General features: G+C 58.8%; 4 protein-coding genes. 1 reads left to right on the top strand and 3 read right to left on the bottom strand.

All coding sequences use genetic code 11. The features are described 5' to 3' along the window. Positions 1-2,007: arylsulfatase (locus tag WA354_RS09330; protein ID WP_472812736.1), on the top strand; the 2,007-nt coding region annotated here is incomplete at its 5' end. A 189-nt stretch (positions 2,008-2,196) separates the two neighbouring features. Here WA354_RS09330 and WA354_RS09325 read toward each other — a convergent pair. The 3 genes from WA354_RS09325 to WA354_RS09315 form a co-directional block, all read right to left on the bottom strand. Continuing rightward, a complete protein-coding gene (locus WA354_RS09325) occupies positions 2,197-3,534 on the bottom strand; it encodes a PQQ-dependent sugar dehydrogenase (protein WP_472812735.1) in 1,338 nt (445 codons plus the stop codon). A 213-nt stretch (positions 3,535-3,747) separates the two neighbouring features. After that, on the bottom strand, positions 3,748-4,770 hold the full coding sequence (locus tag WA354_RS09320) for a hypothetical protein (RefSeq protein WP_472812734.1): 1,023 nt from the start codon (positions 4,768-4,770) through the stop codon (positions 3,748-3,750). 108 nt (positions 4,771-4,878) lie between these two features. After that, entirely contained in the window at positions 4,879-5,718 is an 840-nt protein-coding gene (locus WA354_RS09315) for a hypothetical protein (protein ID WP_472812733.1), read from the bottom strand. Positions 5,719-5,889 lie beyond the last annotated feature (171 nt).

Here is a 5,889-nt window from a genome sequence, read left to right as displayed (position 1 = left end):
GAAATTGCCACCGCTTTTCCGGGGTATACCGCGATGCGTCCCGCCAGCGTGACGATGCTGCCCGAGATCTTAAGGCTCAACGGTTTCAGCACCGCCATGTTTGGCAAATGCCACGAACTGGGGCCATGGGAAGCCAGCGTCGTCGGACCTTTCGACCGCTGGCCTATGAATAGCGGCTTTGAGCGCTTCTACGGCTTCATGGCTGGCGAGGCTGACCTGTTCCATCCGGTCATTTACGACAACATGAACAGAATAGATGTGCACCCTGATGCCGATTACTATGCCAGCTCCGACATCACCGACAAAGGTATTGAGTGGGTGCGTTCCCAGCATTCGCTTGCTCCCGACAAGCCGTTTTTCGTCTACTACTCCGCCATCGGCACGCACGGTCCATTCCAGGTACCCGAAAAGTGGCGTGACAAGTACAAGGGCAAATTCGATCAAGGCTGGGACCAGGTGCGAAAGGAAACACTGGCGCGGCAGATCAAGCTCGGCGTCGTGCCTCCGGGCACTGAACTCGCGCCCAAGCCGCCGGGAATCCAGGAATGGGACGATCTGACTGCCGATGAGAAAAAGGTCTTCGCCAGGTACATGGAGATCTATGCTGCCTTCGCCGAGGTGACGGACTACGAAATCGGGCGGTTCCTCGACGCAATCGAAGAGCTGGGCCAAATGGACAACACGATGGTCATCTACATCACCGGCGACAATGGCCCTGTCTTTCAGGGAGGCCCCATCGGCGCGTTCAATGAACTATCTGTGTTCAACGGGCTGCCGGAGCCTCTCGATGTTGCATTAGAAAATCTGGACAAATTCGGCGGCCCGCATTCCCATATCTTGTATCCCAACGGATGGGCCTTTGCTGGCGCCACGCCCTTCTCCTGGGGCCACCAGGTGGCCTCCTATGGAGGTGTCTGCCAGCCCATCGTGATTCATTGGCCGAAAGGCATCGAAGAGAAAGGCGGCCTGCGCACGCAGTGGTACCACATGATCGACATCGCTCCGACTGTGTTGGAAGCAGTTGGGGTGACCGAGCCCGAGGTCGTCCATGGGGTCAAGCAGAAGCCCATTGAAGGCATCAGCATGCTCGACACACTGAATAACGCCGAGGCGAAGTCGCGCCGCACCAGGCAATACTTCGAGATGGCAGGCAACCGCGGCATATATCAGGACGGCTGGTTTGCCACTACCGTACACCGTCCGCCGTGGGAGGCTAAAGCGCGCGCAACATATGCCAACGACAGATGGGAGCTTTACAACGTGGAAGAAGACTTCAGTTGTGCGCACGACCTCGCTGCGAAGCATCCCGACAAGCTCGAGAAGCTGAAGGGAGTCTTCCTTGAAGAGGCCGTCAAGTACAACGTGTTGCCCCTCGACGACCGCGCGTGGGAACGCTTTAACGCTGCTCTCGCTGGCCGTCCGGATTTGTTGGAAGGCCGCACGGAGATGACAGTCTACGAAGGAATGAAAGGAATTCCCGAGAACGGTTTCATCAACATCAAGAATCGCTCCTTCGTGATTACAGCCGACATCGAAATCCCCGAGGGAGGAGCCGAGGGCGTGGTCATTGCACAGGGCGGAGAAATGGGCGGCTGGAGCCTCTACGTCAAGAACGGCGCCCCCAGGTTCGCCTACAACTTTCTCGGTCGCGAGGTTTCGAAGATCGTTGGCCCCGATCCCCTGCCATCCGGCAAGGTAATTCTCCGCTTCGAGTTTGCTTACGATGGCGGTCGGCCTGGCGCGGGAGGGAATGGTTCACTCTTCGTCAACGATCAAAAGGTCGCCACCGGGCGCATAGAGCGCACACATCCAAACGCCTTCGGCGCCGAAACAACGGATGTGGGCGAGAACCTCTACACGGCTGTCAGCGACGACTACAAGGTGGGTGATAACAAGTTCACCGGTAAGATTCGCAGGGTGACCGTCCAGATCGGCAAATCCAACCTCAGCGAGGAGGGACGAATCGCCGTTGAGGAATTGCGTATGAAGAGAGCACTGATCGGCTGATCGGTTCGAACAGTTTGACGGAGAGGTACCCGCAAGTCAACCCTCTCCGCCCGCTCCTTCGCAAGTAGGCTTGGCGATTCGGGGACCATACCGCATTCGAACATCTTGCTGGCATGGGCCCAGCGGCCTTGTTAAGGAACTGCTGGCGCATTTTGGGATCGTTCCTCAGCGTTGCGGCAGAGCGCTGAATTACTTGCCGGTGTAGATGACGTGCCAGATGGATCTAGAGCCGTCGTCGGATATAAACAACGAGCCGTCTTTTGCCTCCGCTACGCCCACCGGGCGTCCCCACACGCTGCCGTCGCCGATTGTGAATCCGGTGAGGAAGTCTTCATACTCTCCCGTCGCGTGCCCGTTCTTCATCGGCAGGCGGATAACTTCGTAGCCGGAGCGCTGGGCGCGATTCCACGAGCCATGCTCGCATGCGAAGCCGTCGCCTTTGAACTCGGCAGGGAACTGCGAACCCTCATAGAACGTCATCTCGAGCGATGCGAAGTGGGGGTTGACGATGATGTCGGGGGTGATGACCTTTGACTGCAGCTCGGGGTGCTTGTCGACGTGGCGCGGATCCTGGTGTCCGCCCATGTACCACCACGGCCAGCCGTAGAAGCCGCCTTCCTGTACGTGGGTCACGTAGTCAGGGACGAGGTTGTTGCCCAGTCCATCGCGCTCGTTAGTGGAGCACCACAATTCGCCGGTGATGGGGTTGATGGCTTCCCCGACGCAGTTGCGGATTCCCCATGCATAGATCTTCACAAACTGGCCTTCAGGTGTGAACTGGAGCACGTCGGCGCGGTGGTATTCCTCCGGGTGCGTGTCCATGTCGTCAACGTTCGAATGCGATCCAACCGAGGCGAAGAGCTTGCTCCCGTCTTTCGAGAAGACCAGGTCACGTGTCCAGTGTCCGCCGCCGCGCAGGCGTCCGCCGCCCGGCAACTCGGCCAGATCTTCCGCGGCGCCGCGCGCCTTCAGATCGCCATTTTCGTAAGCGAAGCGCACAATGCCGTCGGTATCGCCGATGTAGACGTATTTGGGATTGGGTCCCAGGGGATAGAACGCGATGCCAAAGGGCTGGTGCAGATGTTCAGCGAAAACTGACGTCTGCTGCGGCTTCCCATCCGGGGTCACGCCGCGAAACACCTTGATCTTGCCGGTTTCGCTCTCAGCCAGGAAAAGGTCGCCGTTGGGCGCGACACGCAGGAGTCGTGGATTATCGAGACCCGTGGCGTAGAGCTCAACCTTGAAGCCCTTGGGCGCGATAGGCCAGGCGTTGGCGGGGCGAGGAACCATACTTGGTCCGTTATCGACGGACTGGTCGGGCGCGGGAGCAGGCAGGTCGCCGATGGTGACGTGGCGCCGGATGCCCGGTGATTCATGGGCGGCATCCGTGAAAGCAGCCTGGCCCGTCAGAACGCCGGTCGATGGAGATTGTGGAGGCGGGGAAGCTTTTTTAGCGAAGGCGATTGCCATCGAAAACAGGCAGAATACGGTGCAAATCAGAGCTTGCGTTCTGAGGAAGCGAATCATGTTACCTCTCGAGGCTTTCAAAATAGAGACGTGAACAAGTGCCTACTCAACAAGATGCGGGAACAGAGTGGCAGGAGTCCAGAAAATTGGGCGGGAAATTCAGAAGGCCGCCGAATTGTAAGCTCCACCCCCAACCCAGGGAAGGGGAACTCGCCGGCGGCCTTTAGTAACACAATGCTCTATTGCGGGACGCACCATGGAGGAGCACGTCACTTACTGTGATGCGTTCTGCGAGGGAGGAGTTGCCGGTGTCGTCAAAGAATTTTCACTTTTCGTAATCTGACTGAAAAATGCCGGAGATAGGGTTGCGGTGGCAATCACGCGATTACGTTTCTGTGTGACTTCAGCCGTTTTCAACAATTCGCGGAGAGCGTTATTGGCGGAGTTGTTCGCGAGCTGGGTAGTGACGCCGCGGGCCAGGGTCACAATCGTGGAAAGCGAAGCAGCCTGGCTGGCTGCTTTGTCTTCGTCCGGAGCGATCTCTTCCACTCGAAGATGAGCGGAGTTGGCAAGCGGTAGCCCGGGCGTAATGCTGGCGATGATGGTGGAGTCTGCCTCAAGCGGCAGAGACAGCCCGAGCACCTTGATCGAGCCACTTTCAGAGAAGGGCAGGCCTATCTGACCGACTCCCCAGGCGACCGAGAGCAAGGGCACCTCGTGGTAGTGGCGAGACAGCAGCGTGGACCCTGCGAAGGGCAGAGCGGCGGTGCGGTGGCGGTCGACAATGGAATGAATCTTCTCCGTTGTCGGATAATTCGACGCGGCGATCATGTCGTAGCCAACCTGGACGACGCGGACAATCCGATTCTCAGAAGGAACGCTGTAAATGGTGTGTCCGGCGTAGACTTCCCGGCTGGTGGCGTTGGCCTCAAGCCAGTTATTCAGGCGCTTTCCGGTCAGCTTGCCGGTAAGCACCATGGAATAAGCGACCGGGCCATTAGGTCCGTTGGGATCGGGCATGCGGTGCAGCGCAATGGCGGCGGAGTCGAGGTCGCGTTCCCAGTCAATCCCGGTGGCGTCGACAAATTGCTGGTATTCGGGAACGCGCTGAGGAGGCTTCAATTCCTTGTGGAAGAACGTGCGCACCGGCTTGAGATTGAAATAGAGGATGCCGTCGGACTCGGGCAGCAGGCGGGCGGCTTCTGGCGGCGCCTTTGAGCGAAGAAAGACTGCGACAGCCAGCAGTAACAACACTCCGGCGACGACCAACAGCGTTCTTCGCGTGCGCTTGTGCATGAACCAGGGGATCCCGCAACCGGTCTCCTTTTACAGGATATCGGACGCGGCCGCAACCGGCTTTGGTCAGTGCCGTCTCGACAAGTGGCAGAAGAAGACCGCAGCGATCTAGTGAGTGATGGAAAAGCTGTAGATTTTGCTGGCCGTTGGAATGCTTGCGCCGACCGGGGCGTCGAAGGGAGGCAGAAAGCCGTATTCGCCTTTTTCCATATCTTCATCGAACTCGATGAGATACACCCGGGGCGCAATCTTCTTGGCCGTAAAGTCCACCACATCGCGCAATGCACCCCCTGCATCGTGGACGATTCCTCCGTTCGCGGCGCGAAACTCGCGGCTGTCGGCGTTCGCGTGCAACTGCAGAAGCTGGTACTCGCCGGGGACCCGGCCTTCCGGGACGTAAAGGATGAACGATGCGGGCGCCTTGAGCAGCAGTGAACTGCGGTTGCCGCCGACGAGGCCCACCATCTCGCCCTTCAGGACCCCGGCGCTGGCGTAATGCTTCAGCGCGCCCTCGGCCTTGAAGTTGACGATCTCAGCGGGGACTTCCTGCCAGCTGCTGCCAGTTTTGTCGAGATAGTAGACGCCGATGCTATCCACCCCGGTGGGCAGGCCGCCCGGTGCGAAGATGAGTCCTTTGGACGCGCTGCCGGCTGGGGCATGATTCACAAGCGTCGGAGCAACTGCCGCAACTGGCGGAGCGGCCGCAGAAACGCCGGAGGCTTTCACAACTATCTCGGCGATTTCCTTGTCCGTGGCGCCTGCCTTCTTCAGGGCAATCAGCCCGTTCGCAGAGGTGTCGTATTTGCCGGCTGAGGAGTTGATGGTCGTGATGATGAGGTCTTCAGAGAGCCCCGCTTTCACAAGCTTGATGACTGTCTGGTTGTTCAGTGCTTCCTGGGCAAACAGAGCGGGACACAGAAGAAGTACGATCAGAATTCCGTTACGCATAAAACCACACCTCGTCGAGTCACGGCGCAGATCATCTGTGGGAACAATCGAATGATCCCGCGACAGGGTGGCAGCGAGCAAGCGGATTCATGCGGGTAACGTGACGAGCGGTGTATGCAGAGAAAACAACGGCGCAGCCTCGGCTGCGCCGTCCCACATCCAATACTCGTC

Origin of the sequence: Occallatibacter sp. (assembly GCF_049802275.1) — a bacterium.
Classification (GTDB): Bacteria; Acidobacteriota; Terriglobia; order Terriglobales; family Acidobacteriaceae; genus Telmatobacter.
This window is presented reverse-complemented; position numbering and strand designations above follow the sequence as displayed.

Bases quoted from the DNA above. Each gene is read 5' to 3' on its own strand.
- WA354_RS09315 (WP_472812733.1), bottom strand. From the start codon at position 5,718: ATGCGTAACGGAATTCTGATCGTACTTCTTCTGTGTCCCGCTCTGTTT.
- WA354_RS09320 (WP_472812734.1), bottom strand. From the start codon at position 4,770: ATGCACAAGCGCACGCGAAGAACGCTGTTGGTCGTCGCCGGAGTGTTG.
- WA354_RS09325 (WP_472812735.1), bottom strand. From the start codon at position 3,534: ATGATTCGCTTCCTCAGAACGCAAGCTCTGATTTGCACCGTATTCTGC.